This is a genomic window from Neobacillus sp. PS3-34 (assembly GCF_030915465.1).
GTDB lineage: Bacteria > Bacillota > Bacilli > Bacillales > Cytobacillaceae > Neobacillus_A.
The window spans coordinates 3,165,305-3,188,302 of record NZ_CP133267.1; the positions used below are offsets into that span (position 1 = coordinate 3,165,305).

Below are 22,998 nucleotides of genomic sequence, written 5' to 3' on the forward strand. Positions count from 1 at the left end.
AGTATGAGAAAGGTATCAAAAGCTTTAACAATCGCAGGCTCTGACAGCGGCGGTGGAGCGGGAATCCAAGCTGATTTAAAAACGTTTCAGGAGCTTGGAGTTTTCGGTATGTCCGCTCTTACCGCTGTTACTGCCCAAAATACGTTAGGAGTTCAGGGAGTTTATCCGTTAACCGTTGAAGCAGTCAAACAGCAAATTGATTCGATTGGTTCGGATCTTGGAACGGACGCGGTAAAAACCGGAATGCTTTTCAGCAGTGAGATTATTCAAGCTGTTGCTGAAAAAATAGAAGAGTATGGATGGAATAATCTTGTCGTTGATCCGGTTATGATTGCCAAGGGCGGTGCTTCCCTTTTGCAAACTGAAGCAGTCAGCGCCCTTAAGAACTACTTAATTCCTTTGGCAATGGTAGTTACGCCAAACATCCCTGAAGCGGAGGTGATGACAGGCATTTCGATTCAAAGCATGGAAGAACGCAAGCATGCTGCCGAGAGAATTATCGAATTGGGTGCAAGGAATGTCGTCATCAAAGGCGGGCATGACGATGAAAAGGATGCGGTGGATCTGCTATTTGACGGGAAGGAATTTTCTTTTTTTACCGGAAAACGAATGCAAACGAAAAATACCCACGGGACGGGATGTACGTTTGCAGCTGCAATTACGGCAGAATTGGCAAAAGGAAAATCGGTGAAAGAAGCAGTCCAGACAGCAAAGCGTTTCATTGAAGCGGCCATCCGCTATGACCTGGGACTTGGAAATGGGCATGGGCCGACAAATCACTGGGCCTTCCGGATGGAAGGAAGCAGGTGAGAAAATTGGGAAAAGTGACGGATGATCAAATTCGAAATTGGTTAAAGGTTTATTTTATTATGGGAAGCAATAACTGTCTGGGTGATCCACTATCGGTAGTCAGGGAAGCGCTTGAAGGCGGAGTCAGTTTATTTCAATTCCGGGAAAAAGGTACAGGAGCACTTTTGGGAGAAAAAAAGATTGAGCTGGCAAAAAGCATACAGGCCTTGTGTAGGAATTATGATGTCCCATTTATTATAAACGATGATATCCAGCTTGCACTCGATTTGGACGCTGACGGAGTTCACATTGGCCAGGAGGATGAATCGGCAGCAAGTGTGCGGGAGAAAATCGGTGATAAACTACTGGGAGTATCGGTTCATACACTTGAAGAAGCAAACCGTGCCATAGCCGAAGGGGCAGATTATTTTGGGATCGGTCCCATTTTCACTACATCAACAAAGGAAGATGCAAAGGAAGCCGCAGGCACGGCATTGATTGAGTTGTTAAGAAGTGAAGGAATAACCGTGCCAATTGTGGGCATCGGCGGTATTACTGCGGAGAATGCGTCAGTGGTGATGGAAGCAGGCGCGGATGGTGCTTCGGTTATCACTGCCATCAGCCAGGCTGAATCTCCATTTGAAGCAGCAAGACAATTAGCAGCAGCGGTTAATTTGAAAAAGAAATAAATTTTAAGGGGCAGGGTTCATGGAGAATCCTGCTTTTTCTTTTTTGTGAGGGGAAATTTATGTAAAAATATCCAAGGGATATATTGACAGTTGGTAAGGTGTGTTTTAATATTGACTTAAAGTTAAGTCAAAAAAAGAGGGAAAGAAAATGCCAAGGTCAAAAGAAGAAAATCAAAAAATTCGTGATGAACGGATTAACGGTATTAAAAATGCGACGATTCGAGTATACGCCTCAAAGGGATTTTTAGGCACACAGATGGACGAAATTGCAAAAGAGGCAGGACTTGCAAAAGGATTGCTATATTACTACTTCAAAAGTAAAACCGACCTGTTTCAATATGTGTTTAAGGAGCTAATGGATCAAGCAGCCCAAAGCTCTAAAGCGCTCGTTGCGGAAGAAAAAAGCCTGGAGGAAGCGCTCGAATCTTTCAGTAGTTTTCTGATATCAGCCGCTTTTGAAAGGCCGGTATATCCATTGGTTTACAAAATGATACCTGAGGATTTGAGCCATGTGTTTCCTGAAAACGCCTTGGAAATGCAGCAAACGTTCTTTAATCAATTTACCCGCCCGATGGTCGAAAGATTTGCTTCCGCAATGGACAGAGGGGAAATTCAGAAAGGAAACCCTATGCTTCAGGCTCTGTTATTCACAAGCGGAGTTTTGACAATATCACACCTTATTGCAAGCAACCCATCCATTGCCAAGGGGCAAAGTCAGGATCAAGTAATTGAGGAGACGAAAAGGAAATTATTTTACGGGATTTTTGAGGGGAGTAAATAATATGAGTAGTCCATTTAAAGCAAAAAGTACAATTTTAGTTTTTGCAATGGCCATGGGACTTTTGATGGCCGCACTAGACAATACAATCGTTTCAGCTTGTATTAGCAGTGTTATTAAAGATTTAAGCGGTTTTGATTCCATGAGCTGGGTGTTCACCTCCTATATGCTTGCCTCAACAAGCACTATGCTGATTTTTGGAAAGTTATCGGATATTTTGGGACGAAAGCTCTTTTATCTCATCGGAATTGCATTTTTTCTCATTGGATCGGCGTTGTGCGGTCAGGCCCAAAGCATGGCAGAATTGATTGGATTTAGAGCGGTTCAGGGAATCGGCTCAGGAGCTTTATTCCCGATTAGTTTTTCTATTATCTACGCTGCCTTTCCAGATCAAAAGCAAGCAGCAAAGCTGACAGGTGTGTTCGCTGGCATTTTTGGGATTTCCTCAGTTTTGGGTCCTCAGCTGGGAACATTCATTACATCTCATTTCAGCTGGCGCTGGTGCTTCTATGTCAATGTTCCATTCGGTATAGTATCGTTCCTGCTTCTCTTGTTCGCCGTTAAAGAGTCTAAAGCATCCAAAAAGCCTTCGATCGATTATCTTGGTACTTTGTTACTGGTTTTCTCCACGGTCTCACTAATGCTGGGCTTAACGTGGGGAGGAAAAGATTATGCATGGAATTCCTGGCAAATTCTAGGGCTTTTTGCATTAAGTCTGGTAGGAATATGTATGTTTTTAATGGTTGAAATGAAAGTTAAAGAACCAATCCTTCCGCTTGCCATCTACAAAAACTCTGTCGTCAGCGGAATCAGTATCTTGTCTTTTATTCAAGGTGTCGTCATGTTTTCGGCTATCAGTTATATACCTATTTTCTCCGTTGCCGTTTTGGGGCACAAAAACTCAAACTCTATGTTGACGCCTTTAATGCTTTCACTTTTGGTCGGGGCAAGTCTTGCTGGCGGGCTAATGTTCAAGCTATCATACCGCACTTTGCTTGGCGGATCGTCTTTAATTGGTGCAGTTGCGATTTACTTCCTTATGACAGCCAGCCATTCAGCCAGCTCCTTGTATATGATTACTGTCATGATCGTGATGGGTGTCTGCTCTATCGGGCCTTTGATGAGCATGTCTCAAATGGGTATCGCTCAAAACGTAAGCGAAGAATATGTTGGACTTTCTTCTTCTTTAGGTGGGTTTTGGCGGAATATCGGCGCTGTGGTTGGAACATCGATTACTGCGACTGTAGTAAACAACCAATTTAAAGCCATTCTTCAAAAAAATGCGGCTGAAGCCCATATTCCTGCTGATAAAGTAGATTCTCTTGCGAATCCCCAGCTGATTATGAATGCCAAAGATTCACTTCCTGCTCCTTGGATTCACACACTGCAGGATTCGTTGGGAACAGCCATCAATCACGGTTATATTGTTGCATTCACGTTTGCCGTACTGGCCATTTTCGTTTCACTCGCCATTAAAGGCAAGGCGAGCCCGCGTACTTTAGAAACAAAAGCTGCTACTTCCTCAGCATCTCTAGTCGATTAAGTCCATGTTGGGATGGAACAACGGATATAGTGGAATTAACTGTGAAGCAGGCTGCCGGCAATCGGCAGCCTGCTGTGTTTACCGGAATAGAACAGATTGTTTTATATGTCGAACGTTATAAATGGCAAATAAGGGTATATTAAGTTTAGTTGTTTTAAATATGAATGAGGAGATGATAGTATGAAATCTTTTGTAGTCGGGTTTCACCAGGAGGATAATGTGGATTCCATGCAAATTCAGAAGTTAAATGAGGCTGATTTTGAAAAAGCCACTGAGGGCGGAACAAGACATCTGTTTGACCTGGACACGAATATCGGCTTTTTTGTTTTTTTTGATGCAGAGGATGCAGACGGGGACGTTTCCCACCTGATAATTCAATACGAGGAAGGCAATGATGATCCGAGTGCCTGTTACTCCTTTCAAATGAAGGATTACTATGAATTCATGGCATTATATTTAAATGATCTTGAGTTCAATGAGGAAGTAAGTGAAGAGGAAGATGAAGCATACGGACCAGTTCACCATCTAGCCCACCTTCTGTATCATATTGTGGAGGAAGGCCAATCTTTAGAAGTATAGAAATTAAGATTATAAATAATTTAGAAAGCTGTCCCAAACTTATAGAGGGGACAGCTTTTTATTTGTTAAGAAGGAAAACTGGAAAAGAATAAATTATTTCTTCCCTTTTTACGTCTTCTATCTGAAGTTATCCTTTTCTTAACGATATTTAAAAGGAGAGATAGTAATGGGTGATATTAAGGTAGGGATTATTGGAGCAGGTGCAGTGGGAGAAACGATGCTTAAGGCTTTTCAGGAACATTCTGAAACAATAGTAGCGGGAGTCACAGATGGGAATTTAGAAAGGCTCCATCATGTAGCCGCGAAATACAATATAACCCCATATAAAAATTCAAAAGAGTTAGTGTCTGATGATCAAATAGATTTAATCTACGTAGCCGTGCCGCCAAACTTTCATTATCCGTTAACTTTAGAAGCATTAAATCATAATAAGCATGTTTTATGTGAAAAGCCACTTGCAAATTCCTTAGAAGAAGCAAAAATAATGATGGATGAGGCGGTAAAAAGGAATCTTATACATGCGGTAAATTTCCCGACCATATACCGTCCAGCATTTAAAAAATTAATGCAGTATAAGGAAGCAGGATTCCTAGGGAAGCTGCGGCGAATTGAGGTGCATTGCCAATTTGAAGAGTGGCCGCGTCCTTGGCAGCACAATAGCTGGATCACTTCCCGTAGCCAGGGGGGATTTGTCAGGGAAGTATTTCCTCACTACATTCAGATGATACAGCAGCTATTTGGCAAATTGCATGGTATTCAGTCCATTTTAGAATATCCTTCCGATCAACTCCTCTGTGAAACCGGCGCTTTGGTGACTGCAAAGCTTGAAGACGGAACCTCGGTTTTAATAAATGGACTGTCGGGCATTGGGGTGAAGGAGAAAATTCGGTTTGAACTTTTTGGGACAGAAGGATTTTTGTCACTAAATGACTGGATGGAATTATTGGTTTCTAGAAGAGGAAAAGAACCAATAAGGGCAGAATTGCCTGCCGAAAATCATTTACAAAACTTCATTTGTGACTTAGTAAAAGCTATAAAACGTGAGGCATCTGAAATAGTGACTTTCAACCATGGTTGTGAAGTTCAGTCTGTGCTCGACAAAATTCTTTTCCAAGCAGGTTCCCATTTTTCAAGTGATAAGGAGTAGATTTCATGTCTAAACTGATAGAGAGATTGCGAGATTTTAGAGTGGGAAATAATGAGAAAATATTAACTGAATTAATCGAGTTCATTAAGATTCCCAACAATGTGTTTAAACCTAAGCAAATTCAGGAGAATGCGGCAGTATTAAAAAAGATGATGGAAAGGAGGGGAATTGCAACAGAGTTATGGACTACACCACAGGGACGCCCGCTTGTCTATGGGGAACTAACTTCAAGCAGAGCCAATAAGACGGTATTAATTTACGGGCACTATGACGGAGTCCCGGCAGAGGAACCTGAGTGGCATTCCTCTCCTTACGACCCTGTATTAAGAAAGGACATCACAGCCGTTGATAGAGCATTTACGCTCGAAGAAGCATTGCCAATCATGGATGATTCGTGGAGACTTTTTGGACGTTCGTCCGCGGATTCCAAGAACGCGATCATATCTATTTTAACCGCTTTGGATTTTCTAGCTTCTCAGGGTAAGGAGCCATCTATTAATCTTAAATTTTTATTCGACGGTGAAGAAGAGGTTGAATCACCGGGCTTAGCAGAGTGTATCAAAAGGAATAGAGAAAAGCTTGCCTGTAATCTGGTCATCTCCGCATCGGGTGAAACGCATCAAAGCGGCTTGCCAACGGTAGAATTGGGGGTTCGCGGAATGCTCATGTTTGATATAAAGGTCCATACTATGGCATCTGACCTTCACAGCGGACATTTTGGGAATTTCGCTCCTAATGCCATTCTCCAGTTGGCACAGCTCCTTAATATGCTAAAAGGGAAGGATGGATTTGTCTCCATACCAGGATTTTATGAGGATGTCATTTCCTTATCCGAATTGGAGCTTGAGGCAATTGAAAAAATACCGGCAATAGAAGACGAAATCAGTAGAAAATATGGTATTAAAGCATCTGAAATACAAGGAAATTCACTCCAGCACCTCATTAATCTTCCTACTTTTAATATTCGCGGGATTGAAGGCGGCTTTACGGGGGCATCAGCAAGAAACATTATTCCCGCTTCGGCCAATGCGGAAGTGGATATCCGCCTGGTAAAGGGAATGCAGCCGGAGCAAATATTTATTAAAATAAAAAAATATATTCAGGAAATGAATTGGATGGTTACCGAAAAGGAGCCATCTAAGGAAGAATTGCTTAATTACGGTGGATTGTGCAACTCAACATGAAGGCGGGTTTTCCTGCAACAAAAACGGATATGAGCTCCAAAGAAGCTGAATTTGTTATTAATGCCTTAAAATCAGTGTGTGGTGAAGAGATTGCTGTCTTACCGACAGAGGGCGGCAGCCTGCCTTTGTATTTATTCGAACAAAATGAGCAGCCCGTAATCGGACTGCCTACTTCAAACTATGATTGCAGACAGCATACGTATGATGAAAACTTACAACTGAAGTATTTTTTTCGTGCAATTGAGATATTTGCAAGTCTGTTTGAATGAACGTCAATGCTTGTTCAAAAAAAGAACCCCATTAAGTTTACTAACGGGTTTACTTTAGAGGTGCAAACATTGTAAAACACATATGAAAACGCACTTGAATTCACGATATAATTCACAGTGCGTTTTTTATTGCTTAATCAACATTTTGGCAAATTTTAATTGCTTATTTTGTCTTAATTCACATAGTAAATCACAGGGTATGAAATAATTATTGGAGGGTGTGTGAATTATTTGTGATTTAATTTGAAGTCTTATCCTTAATTGAGTAACCAGTGATATTTAAAATAAGCGGAGATTTTTCGTTTAGACTGCGTAATAGAGTTCAATTCGGGGTATATAAGCGGAGGTTTTCCGATTAAGCAAAGCAAAATTAACCATTTTCACGTTTTTCGAGTCAATAGTCGGAATCTCTCCGTCTATTTAAGCTATTTTCAGGGCTATTTTCTAATTAAGAGAAAATTCTCCGCTTATTTACCAAACTCACTTTAGCGTCTAATGGGGGTTTAGTGAAAAAAAGAAAATTCAAAAAAAGGCTTAAAGTATTTGCATCTCTAAGCCTTTTTGACAGTGAAGTTTATGTGATTTGCTATTTGATTTGTTCTGCGATTTGCCGTTTTGTACCTTACAAGTAAACCCGTTGTAAGTTTACACTGGGGTTCTTCAATCTTCGTCCTTAATATCCAAATCCTCAGGAATGGGTTCACTTTTTAATTCTTCAACCAATTGTTTATACTTTTCAAGCTGCTGAAAATGATTGTTGAACTGCTCTTTATAAACCAAATATTGTTCACCGTCGAATATGGCGCGGATTCGCTTTTGGCGAATCATGTTTTCAATCTGCGCTTCGGGCATGGATAGATATTCTGCCGTTTCTTTTATGGAAAGATACATTTGCTACACCTCTATCCTTAAATATACAGGAATATTGCCATGGAGGAAATGATTCAAATAGAAAAAGCAGATCCTGGAGCGATCTGCTTTTTTCCTTTTTATTTTTGAATCATGCAGTCAGGAGCAGCATCTTCTTTCTTTAGTGCTTTAGCACAATCTTTATGCATTTCCTTTAATTCTTTCTCAGTTAATTCAGGGTGCTTTTCCTGCATGAACGGAAGCATTTCCTTAAAGTCCTTCATTGCACATGCAATTTCTCCGCTTTTTGCCATTACTCCTGTTCCAAGTCCAAGTATTAAAACTGCCGCAAAGATGCCTGAGATTAATTTTTTCACCTTACTCACTCCCATAATTGAATTCCCTTCAAGAATATTTTTACATAATTTTTCATTCGGAAGCAGAGTAGGTTGTGACAAGAAATGAAATCTTTTGTGAAATCGAAATTGTTATAATTACATGAAAAGGAACTTGAGTCATTCTGGATATCTGAACATATTATTTTACTGCTACTCAGGCGGTATTTTTAAGGGGGAGAATTGTTTGAAATGATTATACCAACGGCTTTCTAACACATAGATAGTGTTATAATAAGCTGGTATGAGTATCAAATGGGAGGTATTAATATGCAGGATGGTCTTTATCCTTTAAACCCGATCGCTTTTCACTTAGGTCCAATCAGTGTCCATTGGTATGGAATTATTATTGGGTTTGGAGCGTTATTAGGCTTATATTTAGCAACAAATGAATGCAAAAAAAGGGGAGTTTCACCCGATGCACTTGTTGATTTAATTACTTTTGCCCTGCCGATTGCCATTATTTCTGCAAGAATCTATTATGTACTATTTGAATGGGGTTATTTTAAAAATCATTTATCCGAGATACCGGCTATTTGGAATGGTGGGATAGCAATTCACGGTGGGTTAATTGGTGCGTTAACAACAGCATTTGTTTTTACCAGAATAAAGAAAATTTCATTTTGGAAGCTAGCAGACATTACAGCTCCAAGTATATTGCTCGGACAAGCAATTGGGAGATGGGGGAACTTTATGAACCAGGAAGCTCATGGCGCCCCGTTTCAAGAACCTTCCTTGAAAATTTGCATATTCCAACGTTTATCATTAACCAAATGAATATTGAGGGTGTATATTATCAACCTACCTTTTTGTATGAGTCACTTTGGAGTTTTATTGGCGTTATCATTCTTATTTCTTTACGGAAAGCAAACCTTCGAAGAGGAGAACTGTTTCTTACATATTTAATCTGGTACTCCATCGGCCGTTTCTTTATTGAGGGAATGAGAACGGACAGCTTGATGCTGACCAGTGATTTAAGAATTGCACAAGTCATTTCCATAATGATTATTTTAGCTAGTATATCGCTCATTCTTGTGAGAAGAATAAAGGGATTAGCTACCGAGAGATATCTGACAAATAAAGAGGTATAAAGACTGTATGAAAGAGAAAGAAAATGGCCAGCAAACAATTGATTCACGATATATTCAGCAGCATTTGGCGAATGAACGTACCTATTTAGCGTGGGTCCGAACAAGTATCACAATTATTGGGGTAGGATTTTTAATAACAAATCTTCATTTCACAACTCTTGCCAACAAAATAATAATCGGGGATTTTTTAGCCAAAATTATTGGCTTAGCTTCTATTATAGTGGGGATTATTTCCCTCATACTGACCACCATCAGCTATTTCGCAAAAGGGAAGGATATTAATCAGCAGACCTTTATGTTTTCGAAGCAATTGGTCATTTTCCTGTCGTTTTCCCTTATTCTTATCTTCTTTGTGTTCACGGCATACTATTTGTTTGTTTGGGGATTAATCGGCAAATAAAAATAAAAATCAAAACCTGAATCCGTTCTGGATTCAGGTTTTATGTTTTTACTCTCTGAAGTGGAAATCAGGCTTTACATTAATTAATGCTATCCATAAAACTCTTCATGGTGTCTTCGTCCATAGGGCCAACAATTTTCTGTTGAATGATTCCTTTTGTATCAATGATATAACTAGTTGGTATCGTAAACGCCTGATATTTAGTTCCAATCATTCCTGTATCGTCAAGAACTACTGGGAATGTGAGCTTATAATCATGAATAAAGCTTCGGATGACGTCCGTTCCTTTATCCATACTGGTTAGATTTACTGAGAGGATGGTAACACCTTTATCTTTATTCGCTACATAATAATTCTCCATATGAGGCATTTCAGCTTTACAAGGCGGACACCAAGTTGCCCAGAAATTTAAAATGACCTTTTCCCCTCTTAACTCTGACAGCTTTATCTTTTCTCCGCTTAAAGTAGATAACTCAAAATCTGGAGCAGGGGTTCCGACGTCAAGGGAAGTGATTTTGGTACCAGGAATATCTTTGCTAGTAGTTGATGCCTCTTCTGATTGGATTTGCTGTTTTTGTTCTTCATTGTTTGCATATGTTTTCCATAGGTTAACTGCCACGATGGCGATTGAAAGAGCGATAATGGAATAGGATAATAATTTTTTATTCAAGCTTCCTGTCCCTCCTTGGAAAAATATTGGGTAATAATATGGACAAAGTTAATGAAAATAAACGAAAGATTATAAGAAACCATCAACTTGTCAAAAAAGCTTAAGAAAAGAAGATCCATGAGAAAGAAAAAAAGAATCATTTGGTTTGCTATCTTCAGCGTTTTTTTTCTACCGATATATTCATACAGGGTATATCCCAGCAAAATAGCTGTTTGAATTCCGGCTAACATAAAGTTTTGTTCTAATAAATTAAAAACTATTTGGAAAGCAAAAAAGGTGAGCATCAATAAGAAGGTCGTTTCATCTAACAAATTAGGCTTGTTTTTTTTGTATAATCTAAAAAGGTAAATTGCTATAAATACGGCTGCAATCAGTTGGCCTTTGCTTCCCCCATTAAAATAAATCAGTGACATCGGGAAATTGATAAAAAGGGAAAAGTTTAATATGGCGTAGCTCAGCTTATAGATAATAACAAACAATAGCAGGCTATTCCAATACCAATCACCTGGCTGCTTTTTTTCTTTTCCAAAAAATACAAAATAACTAATGATCACAGCTAAAATGATAGCTAGCAGGGAAGCAGGCACATTCCATCGGCCGATAGTAAAGTAACTCAAGAATTATATTGCTCCTTTCAGTGATAGTTATGAAATATAAAAATCCATTAAGATTTTTGTGACGATCATTCGTTTATAACAATTATAAAATATAAATTACCCAGAGGGGTAATTTACCAAATTTTATTTAATGTAAGGCGGTTTTCTAAAAGATTGTTGTTTTGTAAATAGGTTTTTAAAAGCAAATCGTTGAAAAAGAAGTTGATTGAAACGGAAGGTGCGAGCTCCTCGAAAATGCTCTCGCATTTCCTTCGTGCGGTGTTGATTCTAGGAAGCAGATTCAACGTCCTGCGGGAGAAGCGGGACAGGTGAGACCCCGCAGGCGCTGTGCGCCGGGGAGGCTCACCGCCCGCCCCGCGGAAAGCGAGCATCCTGGAGTGAAAATCAAATACTCCTTAAATAGCAACAAAGTATACGAAAACAGCCTAATGTAAAAAGAGTAACTCATCAAATGCAATAAATGTTTTTAAAATATCATTGATGAGAATGTTGACAATATACCCTTTGGGGTATATTATAAATCATGTGCTCCAATAAAAATTAAATAAAAGGTGAAAACAAATGCTGTACTCATTAATAATCCCAGCCATTCTACTTGTGGCACTTTATAAGAGGTACTTTCCTGTAAAAAACATACCATGCATGAAATTAGAAAATGACAGCAAGGATTTGAACACAGTCGTATTAGATATAAGGGATTACAATATTGCTTATAAAAATAAGGTAAACGGAGCAATTAATCTTCCACTTGCATATTTGAATCGCCATTTACAGGAAATACCTAGATCATCAATCCATTTGATAGTATCAACTCCTGTAGAGAAAAATATGGGGATTAGATTTTTAAATAGAAAAGGCTTCAAAGTTGTTGGTTTTTCCTTCTTGGATGGGAAGTGTAGTGAAGCAAATTAATCGAGTATATGCGATGATTTATGCTTTTCTAAGCCGATAAAAGAGCCTTGACACAAAAAGATTATTTCTATAATATACCCGGTGTGGTATTAAGAATTTTGTGAAGTTGATAAATTTTTTTAAAACAAAATATACCCCAATGGGTAAATATGGAGGTAAAATAAATGGAATCTAAGAAAAAAACAAACATTATTCTTTTCAGCGGTGATTACGATAAAGCCATGGCAGCTTACATTATTGCTAATGGAGCTGCAGCTTATGATCATGAAGTAACGATTTTCCATACTTTCTGGGGATTGAATGCATTAAGAAAAGATGAGCCCATCAAGGTGAAAAAGAATTTTATGGAAATGCTTTTTGGTAAAATGATGCCTCGTGGTGCTAATAAAATGGGGCTTTCAAAAATGAACTTTGCCGGTTTCGGCCCTAAGATGATTAAAGAAATTATGAAAAAACATAATGCAATGCCATTGCCTGAATTAATTGAAATGGCCAAAGAACAAGAAATTAACCTGGTTGCCTGCCAGATGACAGTCGATTTGTTAGGGCTTAAGCATGAAGAGATCATGGATGGCGTTGAATACGCGGGTGTGGCTGCATATCTTGGTGGCGCTGAAGATGGAAACGTCAATTTATTTATCTAACAAAAGCATAGGAGGAGATTGAATTGACGTACACTAACTTTATTGTCATTGCAGGGATTGCACTATTTTTGCTTTTGCGCATGCTCCCGGCAAAAGGGGTAAAGAATATTTCAACAGCAGAGCTTAAACAAGTTTTAAAGGAAAAGAACAAACAATTTGTTGATGTAAGAACGCCTGCCGAATTTAAATCGAACCATATTAATGGATTTATTAACATGCCGCTCCATCAACTTTCAAACAAGGCAAACCAGCTCTCTAAAGAAAAAGAAGTAGTGGTTATCTGCCAAAGCGGAATGCGAAGCACAAAAGCGAGCAAGCAGTTAAAGAAAATGGGCTTCACAAATGTTATGAATGTAAGAGGCGGAATGAGCGCTTGGAATTAAAAGGAGGAATGGATGATGAACCAGATTACTGCTAAAGAAGTTGAAATGCTGTTAGCGGAAAAAAAACCTTTAAATATAATTGATGTCCGTGAAGTCAGTGAAGTGCAAGCAGGTAAAATACCTGGAGCAATGAACATTCCTCTGGGTCTGATTGAATTTCGTATGCAGGAATTAGATAAAAATAATGATTACATTATTGTTTGCCGTTCAGGTGCAAGAAGCAGCCAGGCAACAAATTTCCTAGAATATCAAGGATATAAGGTGACGAACATGACTGGCGGTATGCTGGCGTGGGAAGGTCAGATTGAATAATATTTTAAAACCATCACCACTAGGAGGCTATATAATGGAACCAATTAAATCTAATATGATTGTAGATGCGAAAGGGCTTGCTTGCCCGATGCCAATCGTCAAAACGAAAAAGGCAATGAATGAGCTTGAGGCAGGAAATGTAATGGAAGTGCAGGCAACAGACAAAGGTTCTAGAGCCGATATCCAGGCATGGGCGAAAAGTTCAGGTCATCAGTACTTGGGAACAATTGAAGAAGGCGAAGTACTTAAACACTATCTTAGAAAATCAACTGGGGAAGAAAAAGAAGAAATTCAATATCCTCACGTTATAGATAATGAAGATTTAATGAACAAAATCAATGGCCAGGAAAATATTCTGATTTTAGATGTCAGGGAATCTGCGGAATATGCATTTAATCATATTCCTGGTGCGAAATCCATTCCTCTTGGAGATTTAGATGAGAGAATGACTGAACTTGAAAAAAATGAAACAATCTATGTCGTGTGCCGTACAGGCAACCGCAGTGATCTAGCTGCTCAAAAATTATCATCCAATGGTTTTGAAAACGTAATAAACGTCATGCCCGGCATGAGCAATTGGTCAGGTCCGACAGATTCAAATCAATAATTTTTTTTACAATAAATTATACCGGTGGGGGTAAGTGAAATGACTGTTACAGCTATGAATTCAAGAGAAGTAACGCAAAAGATTTTTAACAGGGAGAAATTATTTATCCTGGATGTACGTAATGAGGGAGACTTCCAGGATTGGAAAATTGAAGGTGAACAATTCACTCACTTGAATGTACCTTACTTTGATCTCCTTGATGGAGTTGAGGGTATTATATATCAAATTCCGGCTGATGAAGAAATTTTAGTCGTTTGTGCTAAAGAAGGTTCATCCATTTTTGTGGCTGATATGCTTTCTGAGGCAGGCTTAAACGTTTCTTATCTACAAGGCGGAATGAAATCATGGAGCGAACATCTTGAGCCCGTAAAAGTTGGCGTTTTAAAAGATGGCGGAGAAGTTTTTCAGTTTGTGAGAATCGGTAAAGGCTGTCTGTCTTACATGGCAATTTCTAACGGTGAAGCGGCTATTATTGATGCTACCAGGATGACAGATGTATATATTGATTTTGCTAATAAAATGGGTGCTAAAGTTAAACATGTTTTTGATACTCACCTCCATGCAGATCATATTTCAGGAGGAAGAAAAATTGCAGAGCAAACCGGTGCTGCTTACTGGCTGCCTCCAAAAGATGCTGAAGAGGTTACGTACTATTATTCACGCCTTGAAGAAGGCAATGATTTCTTGTTTGGAAATACGAAAATTGCGATTCAGCCTGTTTATTCACCAGGACATACGATTGGATCCACTTCTTTTGTTATCGGTGATCGTTATTTGTTAACAGGAGATATTCTTTTCATTGATTCAATTGGAAGGCCAGACCTGGCTGGGAAAGCCGAAGATTGGGTAACCGACTTAAGAGAAACTCTTTATAGCCGTTATAAAGAATTATCAGATGAATTAATTGTACTTCCTGCTCATTTCATGATTATTGATGAGTTAAATGAAAATGGAAGTGTAAGTGAAAAATTAGGCACCCTTTATTCCCGAAATCACGGATTAAAAATCGAAAATGAAGCTGAATTCAGAAGAGTTGTTACCGAGAACCTTCCACCACAGCCAAATGCTTATCAGGAAATCAGAGAAACCAATATGGGTAAAATCAATCCGGATATTGAAAAACAGAGAGAAATGGAAATTGGCCCTAACCGCTGTGCAGTACGTTAATGAGAAGCAACTATAACATTTTAGGAGGAAAATAAAATGGACGTTACTAAAATATTAGATGCAAAAGGGCTTGCCTGCCCAATGCCGATTGTAAAAACAAAAAAAGCAATAAATGAGCTGGAATCAGGTCAAATTTTAGAAATCCATGCAACTGATAAAGGGGCTAAAGCAGACCTGGCTGCCTGGGCTAAATCTACTGGCAATGAATTAATCCAATCTGCAGAAGAAGATGGCGTATTAAAATTCTGGCTTAAAAAAGCTTAAAAATTTAAAGAAGGCACTTATAGTGCCTTCTTCCTTTAAGGGGAGTCATAAATGAGCTGGACTTTTATTATCGTCTTATTTCTTGTTGGCTTTGTCGGGTCATATATTTCTGGAATGGTTGGGATAGGTGGAGCCATCGTCAATTTTCCAATGCTGCTGTATATTCCGCCGTTGTTTGGCCTTATTGCGTTCACCCCACACGAAGTATCAGGGATTAGTGCCGTGCAAGTTTTATTTGCTACGATAGGCGGAGTTTTAGCTTACCGGAATAGCGGGTATTTAAATAAAAAAATCATATTCTCGATGGGTGCCAGCATTTTGGCAGGAAGTTTTATCGGAGGATTCTTCTCCCATTTACTCCCTGAATCGGGAATTAATTTAGTTTATGGTATTCTTGCACTTATTGCTGTCGTTTTAATGTTTATTCCTAAAAAGGGAATTGATGATCTACCCGCAGACCAATTGAAGGTTAACCTGGTTTTAGGGATGGTGCTATCCTTTATTGTCGGTATAAGTGCTGGAATCGTTGGAGCTGGCGGAGCTTTTTTACTCGTCCCAATTATGCTCGTCGTTTTAAAAATTCCTACCAGGGTTACAATAGCGTCATCTCTGGCAATCACGCTGATTTCATCAGTCGGTGTAACGATAGGAAAAGTAACAACAGGCCAGGTTCCATGGCTTCCTACACTTGTTGTCGTTATCGCCAGCTTCATTGCCTCCTCACTGGGTGCGAAGGCAGGCAAAAAAATGAATACTAAAATCCTTCAGGCCATTCTTGCCGTATTAATCGGGATAACAGCCCTCAAAATCTGGATTGATATTCTATTCTGATAAAAACCTTTTTCAATGTTAAAGATAAGAGGATGATTAATCAATTTTTAAGGAGGAAATGAAATTGTTCCATTATACCGTTTCAACTACAAAAAAGATTGATGAAGCAATAATCTCTCTTGAAAAGAATTTAAAGGAAGTAAAGTTTGGTGTTTTGTGGACATTGGATTTACAGGGGAAGCTGCAGGAAAAAGGGGTTGCTTATAATCAGCCATATTATATTCTGGAAGTGTGCAATCCCCAGGAAGCAGCAAAAATTTTAAACATTAATGAACTGGCAGGCTATTTTCTTCCTTGTAAAATAACAGTTTACGAAAGCGAAGGAACAACAAAGATTGGTTTAGCAAAGCCTTCTTTATTGGTCAGTATGATAGATGACAATGAGTTGAAATCGATCGCAGAAGAAATTGAGTCTACACTAATAAATGTTTTGGAAAAAACCAAATAACCTTGTTTTGAGGCTCCTTTTTGGGTGCCTTTTTTATTTTAATAGTGTTTCATTTTTGTTCAAACCACAGATCTTTATAATTCATCCACCCAAGTGCATTTAGTGAAATGCCTTTCAAGGAATTGTGATGTGAAATACTTTGCCTGCTATGGTACAGAAAAAGCAGCGCAAAAGTATCACGGTAAATGTTTTCAATTTCTGAAAAACATCTGAGACGTTCCTGACTTTCTGTCACACTTAAGGCATGAAATAGGATTTCATCAACTCTGTTTCTAAGAGGAGAATCCTGAAAGTTTTTAATGAAAGAATTGCCGGTTTGAAGCATATCAAGCCATCCCACCTCGATATTTTCATCAAAAACCTCACCGGAAATGATAATATCAGCTTTTTCCATTGTATCTCTCATCTTTAATTCTTCAATTGGGAGAATAGAGATTTGAAGATGAACCCCGAGTATATTTTCTGCCTGCTCCTTAATCCATTTCGCATTCAGTTCATTAGATGTCATTCGATAAGTATATAAATGGATGATTTCCCCGTTATAGCTGCTCCGCTTTAATAATTCTCTTGCAGTATTATAGTCAGCTTCAAAAAGAACATTGTCTCCATTCTGTGATGGAGTAAAACCACTGGCTGGTTTGAATCGCAGTCCGCCCAGGTCTATAATCATTTGTTCACGGTTTAGAGCATAATGAAGAGATTGCCGAAAATGGATATCCTGCAGTATCCCGTTTTTTTGCAGGTTAAAAACAAGATAGTAGCATCCATTTTCAATGTTATTTAGTTCATTAAAGTCATTATTTTCAACATGGGCATTAAGTGAGAGGGGAAGATACTTCATCTCACTTAAATTGGGAGGCTGTTTGTTTTCAGAGCTGTAATCAGGCCATACCCAAATTTCGATTTTGTCGATAAAGGCCTCTCTTTAAAATAGTCATCGTGTGCATTTAATAAAAGAATGCTGTCATCATTTTTTTCAACCGAATAGGAACCTGTTCCAATTGGATGACTCGAAAAATCCGATTTTCCCGCCAGGTCCTCTGGCACAATAGCCAATCTTTCAGTACTAAGGAAGCTTGCAAATAAAGAGTGAGGCTTTTCAAGCTCAATCTCCAAGGCGTAATCATGGAGTATAACTATCTTCTTGATGTCTTTAACCATCCACCTATGCGGGGAGGCTGTTGAAGGATCCTTGATTCTCATCAGAGTGAAGGCCACATCCACAGCTGTTAACCTTTTTCCATTATGAAAGCGAACGCCCTTTCTAAGATAAAAGGTCCATATCTTACTCGATTCATCGCTTTTCCAATAATGGGCAAGATTTGGTTCGAGTTTTCCTGTGTTTGCATTATATAAAACGAGCGTATCAAAAATTTGCTTAATCATATGTGCTTCGGTTCTTCTCCCAACGAAAGCCGGATCCAGATGGGGGATGGACCGATAAAATGGAAAGCGAAGGATATCGATGTCAGCTTCATCCACATTCGCCCGGTACCCCATCTGCTGCTCGAGCCAATCAGTGAACTGTTTCTTTCCTTCTGCTTCAATTCCATATTCTTCCAAAATCGAATAGGCACCATGTAAATCGCTTCTTTTTACCTTATCTTTGGCAGCTTCAATTAAAAGCGTGTCTTTTCCTTTCGAAAATAACAGCTTCGATTGGTTTCCGCGGCATTTGCCGGGAGTCCAGCTAATCCAATTCTCTTTTTCCATTTTTTTAAGTAATAGATTGACGTTCCTTTTGCTGGTAAAAAGAACGCCACAAAGTTCTTCAGATTTAATATCAAACCAAACATCGTTCGGAATGGCTGAGTAATAGCTCCTTAATTGAAAGAAGTGTTCTTCTATAAGCATGAACATTTCGCTCCTGACTCAATGTAAAAGGTGAAAAAATTGTAAAACTATTTACACTTTTTATACTACTTTATTTGGATAAAAATATATACAACGTATTAATGGGAGTGAGAGACATGAATTCTGTTCAACCAAGTGTTTCTGCTAAGGTTCAAGCCGGCTCGATCTGGCAAAATCGAAATTTTATGATTCTATTGTTAACGGGTTCGATCATAGCGCTCGGAAGTAAGGTATATGAACTTGCACTTCCGCTTATTTTATATGATTTGACTAAATCATCGGTTGCCATGTCAGCGATGCGCGGAATTGAGTTTTTACCCAATTTGCTTCTAGCTGTCTTCATTGGAGTGATCGTAGACAGGGTAAATAAAAAACGATGGTCGCTTTGGGCAATCATCATTCAGATAATGGTTCTGATTGGTTTGTTTTCTCTTATTGAAATGGGCATACACCATTTATTTGTGTTTTATATTTCTGGCTTTATTTTAATGGCCAGCAGCTATGCCTACTTTAATGCCAGGTTCAGTATTGTGAAGCAGGCATTACCAGGGAATATGCTAACATCAGCCAATGCTTCCTTTTCTTTTGTGTCCACCTTAGTTGGGATTATGGTGGCCATCTCTGGGGCTATTCTTTTGCTTGCAGACCTAGATCAGGGACTGCTGATTACTGCTGTGGCATTTGGGCTTGCTTTCATATCCCTGTTGTTTTTGAATTCAAATGAAGCAATAAAAAAGGAGCATCAATCTGACTTTTTGCGTGAATTAAAAGAAGGGTGGACTGAACTGAGGAGAAATGAGACCCTTTGGCTCATTACTATTCTTGTTATTTTTATCAATTCAACTGCAGGAATGGCAGATACAATGATTATCTTTTATGCAAAAGACAAGCTTGCCCTAAACAGCTCGCAGCTCGGTATTGTATTGGCATCTACTGGCTTGGGAGGGCTGGTCGGCAGCAGCACTGTCAAATACGTAAGAAGCAGGATACCAATGGGAGTTCTGTTGGGGTTGACGACATTGCTGTTGGGAATTGCGTATTTAGTTATGTTTTTATCTTCAACAAGCTGGATATTAGGGATTGGCCTATTCTTTGACGGTGTATTTGCAACCATCTCATCCGTTTGCATCTGGACGTTCCGGCAGGAATCAACACCGGAGCATCTTATTGGCAGAATCAGTGGTCTTACTGGATCGATTTTTAAGCTTGGCATGCCATTCGCAATATTTGCAGCTGGCTGGATTGCCGATTGGCTGGATCCCCAAACGGTCTTTCTGCTCGCATGCATTTTTAATTTCTTTATTTTCGTATGGTACCAGCGCTCCCCGCTATGGAAAGTGAAATAAGGAAAACGAAGGGAGGAGAGGAAATCCAATAAAATGGCAAACAAAAAACCCGATTTCTCGGGTTTTTTGGTCCTTATGATAAAAATTCTGTTGGATTTAGTCCAAGTTCCCTGCATATTTCGCTGACCATCTGCTTTTCGTTCTGGTCAAAGCTGCCGTCGGCGTAACCGATGGCGATACAGTAGCGTGCAACCAATCGTGCAATTTCCGGCTTCGACCTGACCCGTCCCAGTGCCCGAAATGCCTCAGCTCGGCCCAGCATTGGGTCGGCCTCAATCCGCTGCACATAGAAGTTAAATTGTTGAATGACTTTATTCGTATCAAAAACGCGCAATTCATCACTTTGCTGAACGAACTCGAGCATCTTTTGGCGCTCAGACGGATCCAGTCTGCCATCTGCCATTCCTACTAATGCGCAGGCAGCCACTACGGCATCTAGGACGTCCTGGCTTTTAAAACGGTTAAACAATTCCATTGCCCGCCTTTTTTGCTGGATAGCCCACTCTGAATAGTCCCGTTGTGAAGGGGACCATGAATTTCCGCAGCTGTTACAGGTGAGCTTTAGCTGATTTTTTCCAATGAATCCTCCAAGCAACCCCACTGGTCCAAGGATTAAACCGCCAATTGCTGCTTTTCCCAATCCAAAGCCTTTTTGTCCCGTCCTGACATTTGATGAATGGCAGCGAGGGCACATAATATTTTCTCCGCCATATGTTTGAGGCGAAGGAGCTGTATTTGAAAAATTTTGCCCGTATGTATTTTGATTATACGGCTGTGGGGGTGCGCTTTGCTGTGCTCGAGGAAAAGGTGGGTATGTTTGAGTTTGCTGCTGATAGGCTGGCTGGCTGTAAGAATTCTGTTGGAACTGTCCCTGTCCTGGCTGATTATATGGCTGGTCTTGGTAAGGGGGAACCACTGACTGGGCAGGCTGGTCATCGACTGTAACACCAAAATTCCGGCAAAGCGCAGCTAGTCCTCCTTGAAAGCCGCTTGCGATTGCATTGAACTTCCACTCGCCATTGTGACGGTAGAGCTCAGCAGCAACAATCGCTGTTTCAACGGTGAAATCCCTTCCCAGATCAAAACGGAGAAGTTCCTCATTTGTCTGCTCATTGAAAACTCTTACATAAGCATCGGAAATCTGGCCGAAGCTTTGATTTTTCATCTGGGCATCATGGATGGTAATTGTAAAAGCAATCCTGTGGATCGAAGGAGGAACCAGGCTGAGATTAATACGTATTTGTTCATCATCTCTTTGCCCTGATCCGATCCTGTTGTCACCGCTATATATGACGGAACCGTTTCCGCCATTGGGATTATTATAAAAAATAAAATCAAGGTCACTTTGAACCTTTCCGGCTTCTCCCAATAAGAAGGCGGATGCATCCAAATCATAGTTGGAACCGGAAGTATTAACATTCCACCCTAAACCAGCTATCACATTCTGAAGGCCGGGATGAGATTTTGTCAGGTCAACCTTTTGCCCCTTGCTAAGTGTAACGCCCATGTTTCTCACTCCTTTTATTTAATTACTTTATTTGGTTTACGATATCAAACATAGAAAGGTTTCACAATTTTGATAGTAAAAGTGGAGGGAAAGTCCTAAATTTAAATGATCGGCTGTATCATTATTGGTAAAAATAAATCATATATTCTACAAATAGCCAGCTGAAATAAAAAAAGGTTGAGATTTTAATATTGAATATTTTTTAAGAGTATGTTAAATTAATCTTGTAAATTGATGCAACCGTTTTCACTGTTTTCTTCAAAAACAAGGCGGGGAGGTTAAATTAATAGTTTTGGCTGGCTAAAATCAAAAGTTCTATAAAAACAGAGATTTGATTATTTAGTTTACTATTTTATGCAACCGCTTTCCCTATTTAGAAGCAAAACAGAAAAATCGTTAAAATGGAGGGTCAAAGATGAAAAGCAAAAAGGTATTATTAAGTCTTATTTCTATCTTAGTTATTTTCAGCGTGTTTTTAGCAGGATGTAATTCAAAGGACTCAAACGGTTCAAACAAGAGTGATAAAAAAGATGTAACTCTTGACATTTTCCAATTCAAAGTAGAATTCAAAAAGCAATTTGAAGATGTAGTAAAGAAATATGAAGCTGAAAATCCTGGCGTTCACATCAACATTACTACTGTTGGTGGCGGACAAGATTACGGTGTAGCTCTAAAGTCTAAATTTGCATCTGGCAAAGAGCCAGCGATTTTTAACGTAGGCGGACCACAGGACGTAGCTGACTGGAATAAGAAATTAGCTGATATGTCTGATACAAAGGCATCAAAGGCAGCTCTTGAAGGAACACTTGACGGTGTTACTAAAGATGGTGAAATTCTTGGTCTTCCATACAACCAAGAAGGCTATGGCCTAATCTACAACAAAAAACTATTCGAACAAGCGGGAATTGACCCTGCAAGCATTAAGGATTTTGCAAGCCTTGAGGCTGCAGTTAAAACGTTAGATGAGCAAAAGGATAAACTTAAAATCAAAGCAGTTTTTGCATTACCTGCAAAAGAAACTTGGGTAACTGGTTTGCACCTATCCAATGCTTTTATCGCGCCTGAATTCGATGGCAATGTGCTAAAAGCGTTTGATGCTAAAAAGGTTGATTTCAAATACGGCGATGCGATGAAGAAGTTCCTTGATCTTCAAAATAAGTACTCTGCACAGCCTACTGTAAGCCTTGACTACTCTCAACAGGTTGAAAAGCTATTCTCAACAGGCAGTGTTGCAATCATCGAGCAAGGTAACTGGGTTTACGGTTCAATCGCTGGTGTTGACCAGGACTTCGCTGACAACAATATCGGACTTCTTCCAATCCCGGTTGAAGGCTACAAAGAAGACTCTATCCCTGTAGGCGTTCCAATGTACTGGGCTGTAAACAAAACTTTGGATAAAAATGTAGTTGCAGAATCTAAGAAATTCCTAGACTGGCTGTACACTTCAGATGAAGGAAAGAAAACTGTTTTAGAAGATTTCAAATTTATTCCTGCATACGAAGGCTATGATACTTCTAAAATTTCTGATCCTCTTTCTAAAGCAATCTACCAATATGCACAAGACAAGAAAACAATCGGCTGGACTTTCATGGGCTATCCAAGCGGTTGGGGTATGGATAAATTAGGAGTTAACATCCAAAAATATTTAAGCAATAAAATGAGCTGGGAAGATCTTGTTAAGGAATCCCAAAAATCATGGGAAGATGCAAGAAAATAAGATACA

At 39.3% G+C, this 22,998-nt stretch carries 27 protein-coding genes and 1 pseudogene; 21 read left to right on the plus strand and 7 right to left on the minus strand.

The genetic code is table 11. From position 1 onward, the window contains the following. Positions 1 to 3 precede the first annotated feature (3 nt). The 8 genes from thiD (at position 4) to RCG23_RS16355 (ending at position 6,978) form a co-directional block, all read left to right on the plus strand. The gene (gene thiD / locus RCG23_RS16320; protein ID WP_308176576.1) at positions 4 to 810 is read left to right on the plus strand and encodes a bifunctional hydroxymethylpyrimidine kinase/phosphomethylpyrimidine kinase; all 807 of its coding nucleotides are present in this window, start codon (positions 4 to 6) and stop codon (positions 808 to 810) included. A gap of 5 nt (positions 811 to 815) precedes the next feature. Next, positions 816 to 1,478, plus strand: a complete 663-nt coding sequence (gene thiE, locus RCG23_RS16325) for a thiamine phosphate synthase (RefSeq protein WP_308176577.1) — start codon at positions 816 to 818, stop codon at positions 1,476 to 1,478. A 148-nt stretch (positions 1,479 to 1,626) separates the two neighbouring features. Continuing rightward, the gene (locus RCG23_RS16330) at positions 1,627 to 2,259 is read left to right on the plus strand and encodes a TetR/AcrR family transcriptional regulator (protein WP_308176578.1); all 633 of its coding nucleotides are present in this window, start codon (positions 1,627 to 1,629) and stop codon (positions 2,257 to 2,259) included. Position 2,260: 1 nt separating this feature from the next. Continuing rightward, positions 2,261 to 3,799 carry a DHA2 family efflux MFS transporter permease subunit gene (locus RCG23_RS16335; RefSeq protein WP_308176579.1) on the plus strand — a complete coding sequence of 513 codons (1,539 nt, stop codon included), beginning with the start codon at positions 2,261 to 2,263 and terminating at the stop codon, positions 3,797 to 3,799. Between the two features lie 180 nt (positions 3,800 to 3,979). Beyond that, complete coding sequence (locus tag RCG23_RS16340; RefSeq protein ID WP_308176580.1) at positions 3,980 to 4,378, plus strand: cytosolic protein; 399 nt, start codon at positions 3,980 to 3,982, stop codon at positions 4,376 to 4,378. Between the two features lie 166 nt (positions 4,379 to 4,544). Beyond that, positions 4,545 to 5,525, plus strand: coding sequence for a Gfo/Idh/MocA family protein (locus tag RCG23_RS16345; RefSeq protein ID WP_308176581.1), 981 nt, complete (start codon positions 4,545 to 4,547; stop codon positions 5,523 to 5,525). 5 nt (positions 5,526 to 5,530) lie between these two features. Continuing rightward, the gene (locus tag RCG23_RS16350; RefSeq protein ID WP_308176582.1) at positions 5,531 to 6,709 is read left to right on the plus strand and encodes a M20/M25/M40 family metallo-hydrolase; all 1,179 of its coding nucleotides are present in this window, start codon (positions 5,531 to 5,533) and stop codon (positions 6,707 to 6,709) included. Further along, on the plus strand, positions 6,706 to 6,978 hold the full coding sequence (locus RCG23_RS16355) for a zinc-binding metallopeptidase family protein (RefSeq protein WP_308176583.1): 273 nt from the start codon (positions 6,706 to 6,708) through the stop codon (positions 6,976 to 6,978). The genes RCG23_RS16350 and RCG23_RS16355 overlap by 4 nt, the downstream gene beginning before the upstream one ends. A 660-nt stretch (positions 6,979 to 7,638) precedes the next feature. Here the strand turns inward: RCG23_RS16355 and RCG23_RS16360 are convergent. Further along, positions 7,639 to 7,869 (minus strand): excisionase family DNA-binding protein, encoded by a 231-nt coding sequence (locus RCG23_RS16360; RefSeq protein ID WP_308176584.1) that lies wholly within the window; start codon positions 7,867 to 7,869, stop codon positions 7,639 to 7,641. A gap of 98 nt (positions 7,870 to 7,967) precedes the next feature. Next, positions 7,968 to 8,204 (minus strand): hypothetical protein, encoded by a 237-nt coding sequence (locus RCG23_RS16365; RefSeq protein ID WP_308176585.1) that lies wholly within the window; start codon positions 8,202 to 8,204, stop codon positions 7,968 to 7,970. 288 nt (positions 8,205 to 8,492) lie between these two features. Between RCG23_RS16365 and lgt the strand changes: the two are divergent. Then, a pseudogene (gene lgt / locus RCG23_RS16370) lies at positions 8,493 to 9,313 on the plus strand (prolipoprotein diacylglyceryl transferase). 7 nt (positions 9,314 to 9,320) lie between these two features. After that, a complete protein-coding gene (locus tag RCG23_RS16375) occupies positions 9,321 to 9,713 on the plus strand; it encodes a YidH family protein (protein WP_308176586.1) in 393 nt (130 codons plus the stop codon). Between the two features lie 79 nt (positions 9,714 to 9,792). Here RCG23_RS16375 and RCG23_RS16380 read toward each other — a convergent pair whose 3' ends face one another. Then, entirely contained in the window at positions 9,793 to 10,383 is a 591-nt protein-coding gene (locus tag RCG23_RS16380; RefSeq protein WP_308176587.1) for a peroxiredoxin family protein, read from the minus strand. Then, positions 10,380 to 11,000: a hypothetical protein gene (locus tag RCG23_RS16385; RefSeq protein WP_308176588.1), complete on the minus strand. Its 621-nt coding sequence runs from the start codon at positions 10,998 to 11,000 to the stop codon at positions 10,380 to 10,382. Before RCG23_RS16385 ends, RCG23_RS16380 begins: the two co-directional genes overlap by 4 nt. A gap of 561 nt (positions 11,001 to 11,561) precedes the next feature. On the opposite strand from RCG23_RS16385, the gene RCG23_RS16390 reads away from it, so the two are divergent. The 9 genes from RCG23_RS16390 to RCG23_RS16430 all read left to right on the plus strand — a co-directional run bounded on the left by RCG23_RS16390 (position 11,562) and on the right by RCG23_RS16430 (position 16,568). Continuing rightward, positions 11,562 to 11,912 carry a rhodanese-like domain-containing protein gene (locus tag RCG23_RS16390; protein ID WP_308176589.1) on the plus strand — a complete coding sequence of 117 codons (351 nt, stop codon included), beginning with the start codon at positions 11,562 to 11,564 and terminating at the stop codon, positions 11,910 to 11,912. 164 nt (positions 11,913 to 12,076) lie between these two features. Next, on the plus strand, positions 12,077 to 12,556 hold the full coding sequence (locus tag RCG23_RS16395) for a DsrE/DsrF/DrsH-like family protein (protein ID WP_308176590.1): 480 nt from the start codon (positions 12,077 to 12,079) through the stop codon (positions 12,554 to 12,556). 23 nt (positions 12,557 to 12,579) lie between these two features. Then, positions 12,580 to 12,939, plus strand: a complete 360-nt coding sequence (locus RCG23_RS16400) for a rhodanese-like domain-containing protein (protein WP_308176591.1) — start codon at positions 12,580 to 12,582, stop codon at positions 12,937 to 12,939. 15 nt (positions 12,940 to 12,954) lie between these two features. Then, positions 12,955 to 13,251 (plus strand): rhodanese-like domain-containing protein, encoded by a 297-nt coding sequence (locus tag RCG23_RS16405; RefSeq protein ID WP_308180081.1) that lies wholly within the window; start codon positions 12,955 to 12,957, stop codon positions 13,249 to 13,251. Positions 13,252 to 13,285: 34 nt separating this feature from the next. Further along, the gene (locus RCG23_RS16410) at positions 13,286 to 13,858 is read left to right on the plus strand and encodes a sulfurtransferase TusA family protein (RefSeq protein ID WP_308176592.1); all 573 of its coding nucleotides are present in this window, start codon (positions 13,286 to 13,288) and stop codon (positions 13,856 to 13,858) included. Positions 13,859 to 13,897: 39 nt separating this feature from the next. Next, positions 13,898 to 15,025, plus strand: coding sequence for an MBL fold metallo-hydrolase (locus RCG23_RS16415; RefSeq protein WP_308176593.1), 1,128 nt, complete (start codon positions 13,898 to 13,900; stop codon positions 15,023 to 15,025). Between the two features lie 36 nt (positions 15,026 to 15,061). Beyond that, on the plus strand, positions 15,062 to 15,289 hold the full coding sequence (locus RCG23_RS16420; protein ID WP_308176594.1) for a sulfurtransferase TusA family protein: 228 nt from the start codon (positions 15,062 to 15,064) through the stop codon (positions 15,287 to 15,289). 51 nt (positions 15,290 to 15,340) lie between these two features. After that, on the plus strand, positions 15,341 to 16,120 hold the full coding sequence (locus tag RCG23_RS16425) for a sulfite exporter TauE/SafE family protein (RefSeq protein ID WP_308176595.1): 780 nt from the start codon (positions 15,341 to 15,343) through the stop codon (positions 16,118 to 16,120). A gap of 64 nt (positions 16,121 to 16,184) precedes the next feature. After that, entirely contained in the window at positions 16,185 to 16,568 is a 384-nt protein-coding gene (locus tag RCG23_RS16430; protein WP_308180082.1) for a DUF302 domain-containing protein, read from the plus strand. A 49-nt stretch (positions 16,569 to 16,617) separates the two neighbouring features. On the opposite strand, the gene RCG23_RS16435 is transcribed toward RCG23_RS16430, so the two are convergent. After that, entirely contained in the window at positions 16,618 to 17,409 is a 792-nt protein-coding gene (locus tag RCG23_RS16435) for an ABC transporter substrate-binding protein (RefSeq protein ID WP_308176596.1), read from the minus strand. A 5-nt stretch (positions 17,410 to 17,414) separates the two neighbouring features. Then, positions 17,415 to 18,422 carry an ABC transporter substrate-binding protein gene (locus tag RCG23_RS16440; RefSeq protein ID WP_308176597.1) on the minus strand — a complete coding sequence of 336 codons (1,008 nt, stop codon included), beginning with the start codon at positions 18,420 to 18,422 and terminating at the stop codon, positions 17,415 to 17,417. 116 nt (positions 18,423 to 18,538) lie between these two features. Between RCG23_RS16440 and RCG23_RS16445 the strand changes: the two genes are divergently transcribed. Continuing rightward, entirely contained in the window at positions 18,539 to 19,768 is a 1,230-nt protein-coding gene (locus RCG23_RS16445) for an MFS transporter (RefSeq protein ID WP_308176598.1), read from the plus strand. Between the two features lie 73 nt (positions 19,769 to 19,841). Here the strand turns inward: RCG23_RS16445 and RCG23_RS16450 are convergent, their stop codons facing one another. Continuing rightward, the gene (locus tag RCG23_RS16450; protein ID WP_308176599.1) at positions 19,842 to 21,275 is read right to left on the minus strand and encodes a TerD family protein; all 1,434 of its coding nucleotides are present in this window, start codon (positions 21,273 to 21,275) and stop codon (positions 19,842 to 19,844) included. A gap of 415 nt (positions 21,276 to 21,690) precedes the next feature. Here RCG23_RS16450 and RCG23_RS16455 point away from each other — a divergent pair, with 415 nt between their 5' ends. Next, the gene (locus RCG23_RS16455) at positions 21,691 to 22,992 is read left to right on the plus strand and encodes an ABC transporter substrate-binding protein (RefSeq protein WP_308176600.1); all 1,302 of its coding nucleotides are present in this window, start codon (positions 21,691 to 21,693) and stop codon (positions 22,990 to 22,992) included. The last annotated feature ends 6 nt before the right edge of the window (positions 22,993 to 22,998 follow it).

What these genes read in the sequence shown, in the direction of transcription:
- RCG23_RS16420 (WP_308176594.1), top strand. Translation starts at nt 15,062, where the DNA reads ATGGACGTTACTAAAATATTAGATGCAAAAGGGCTTGCCTGCCCAATG.
- RCG23_RS16435 (WP_308176596.1), bottom strand. Translation starts at nt 17,409, where the DNA reads ATGAAGTATCTTCCCCTCTCACTTAATGCCCATGTTGAAAATAATGAC.
- RCG23_RS16440 (WP_308176597.1), bottom strand. Translation starts at nt 18,422, where the DNA reads ATGCTTATAGAAGAACACTTCTTTCAATTAAGGAGCTATTACTCAGCC.
- RCG23_RS16390 (WP_308176589.1), top strand. Translation starts at nt 11,562, where the DNA reads ATGCTGTACTCATTAATAATCCCAGCCATTCTACTTGTGGCACTTTAT.
- RCG23_RS16450 (WP_308176599.1), bottom strand. Translation starts at nt 21,275, where the DNA reads ATGGGCGTTACACTTAGCAAGGGGCAAAAGGTTGACCTGACAAAATCT.
- RCG23_RS16425 (WP_308176595.1), top strand. Translation starts at nt 15,341, where the DNA reads ATGAGCTGGACTTTTATTATCGTCTTATTTCTTGTTGGCTTTGTCGGG.
- RCG23_RS16330 (WP_308176578.1), top strand. Translation starts at nt 1,627, where the DNA reads ATGCCAAGGTCAAAAGAAGAAAATCAAAAAATTCGTGATGAACGGATT.
- RCG23_RS16410 (WP_308176592.1), top strand. Translation starts at nt 13,286, where the DNA reads ATGGAACCAATTAAATCTAATATGATTGTAGATGCGAAAGGGCTTGCT.
- RCG23_RS16375 (WP_308176586.1), top strand. Translation starts at nt 9,321, where the DNA reads ATGAAAGAGAAAGAAAATGGCCAGCAAACAATTGATTCACGATATATT.
- RCG23_RS16415 (WP_308176593.1), top strand. Translation starts at nt 13,898, where the DNA reads ATGACTGTTACAGCTATGAATTCAAGAGAAGTAACGCAAAAGATTTTT.
- thiD (WP_308176576.1), top strand. Translation starts at nt 4, where the DNA reads ATGAGAAAGGTATCAAAAGCTTTAACAATCGCAGGCTCTGACAGCGGC.
- RCG23_RS16455 (WP_308176600.1), top strand. Translation starts at nt 21,691, where the DNA reads ATGAAAAGCAAAAAGGTATTATTAAGTCTTATTTCTATCTTAGTTATT.
- RCG23_RS16335 (WP_308176579.1), top strand. Translation starts at nt 2,261, where the DNA reads ATGAGTAGTCCATTTAAAGCAAAAAGTACAATTTTAGTTTTTGCAATG.
- RCG23_RS16445 (WP_308176598.1), top strand. Translation starts at nt 18,539, where the DNA reads ATGAATTCTGTTCAACCAAGTGTTTCTGCTAAGGTTCAAGCCGGCTCG.
- RCG23_RS16340 (WP_308176580.1), top strand. Translation starts at nt 3,980, where the DNA reads ATGAAATCTTTTGTAGTCGGGTTTCACCAGGAGGATAATGTGGATTCC.
- RCG23_RS16355 (WP_308176583.1), top strand. Translation starts at nt 6,706, where the DNA reads ATGAAGGCGGGTTTTCCTGCAACAAAAACGGATATGAGCTCCAAAGAA.
- RCG23_RS16350 (WP_308176582.1), top strand. Translation starts at nt 5,531, where the DNA reads ATGTCTAAACTGATAGAGAGATTGCGAGATTTTAGAGTGGGAAATAAT.
- RCG23_RS16360 (WP_308176584.1), bottom strand. Translation starts at nt 7,869, where the DNA reads ATGTATCTTTCCATAAAAGAAACGGCAGAATATCTATCCATGCCCGAA.
- RCG23_RS16405 (WP_308180081.1), top strand. Translation starts at nt 12,955, where the DNA reads ATGAACCAGATTACTGCTAAAGAAGTTGAAATGCTGTTAGCGGAAAAA.
- RCG23_RS16345 (WP_308176581.1), top strand. Translation starts at nt 4,545, where the DNA reads ATGGGTGATATTAAGGTAGGGATTATTGGAGCAGGTGCAGTGGGAGAA.
- RCG23_RS16395 (WP_308176590.1), top strand. Translation starts at nt 12,077, where the DNA reads ATGGAATCTAAGAAAAAAACAAACATTATTCTTTTCAGCGGTGATTAC.